At 67.9% G+C, this 667-nt stretch carries 1 protein-coding gene; it reads right to left on the minus strand.

Annotated features, from left to right (window positions below; genetic code table 11):
* Nucleotides 1-2: 2 nt before the first annotated feature.
* Nucleotides 3-667: EF-Tu C-terminal domain-related protein (locus tag JUB13_RS31035; protein ID WP_268914448.1), on the minus strand; the 665-nt coding region annotated here is incomplete at its 5' end.

Here is a 667-nt window from a genome sequence, read left to right on the forward strand (position 1 = left end):
CGTTACTCGATGATGGATGCGACGACGCCGGCGCCGACGGTGCGGCCGCCCTCGCGGATGGCGAAGCGCAGGCCCTCGTCCATGGCGATCGGCGCGATCAGCGTCACCGTCATGGTCACGTTGTCGCCCGGCATCACCATCTCCGTGCCTTCCGGCAGCGCCACCATCCCGGTCACGTCCGTCGTCCGGAAGTAGAACTGCGGACGGTAGTTCGTGAAGAACGGCGTGTGCCGGCCGCCCTCCTCCTTGGTCAGGATGTACGCCTCGGCCTTGAACTTCGTGTGCGGCGTGATCGTGCCCGGCTTGGCCAGAACCTGGCCGCGCTCCACGTCCTCGCGCTTGGTGCCGCGCAGCAGCGCCCCGATGTTGTCGCCGGCCTCGCCCGAATCGAGCAGCTTGCGGAACATCTCGACGCCCGTCACCGTCGTCTTCGTGGTCGCCCGCAGGCCCACGATCTCGACCTCGTCGCCGACCTTCACGATGCCGCGCTCGACACGCCCCGTCACCACCGTGCCGCGACCCGAGATCGAGAACACGTCCTCGATCGGCATCAGGAACGGACGGTCCTTCGGACGCTCCGGCTGCGGAATGTAGCGGTCGACCTCGGCCATCAGCTTCAGGATCGCCTCACGCCCGATCTCCGGGCTCCGGTCCTCCAGAGCGCACA

It is taken from the genome of Arenibaculum pallidiluteum (assembly GCF_017355985.1).
GTDB classification, from domain to species: Bacteria; Pseudomonadota; Alphaproteobacteria; order Azospirillales; family Azospirillaceae; genus Arenibaculum; species Arenibaculum pallidiluteum.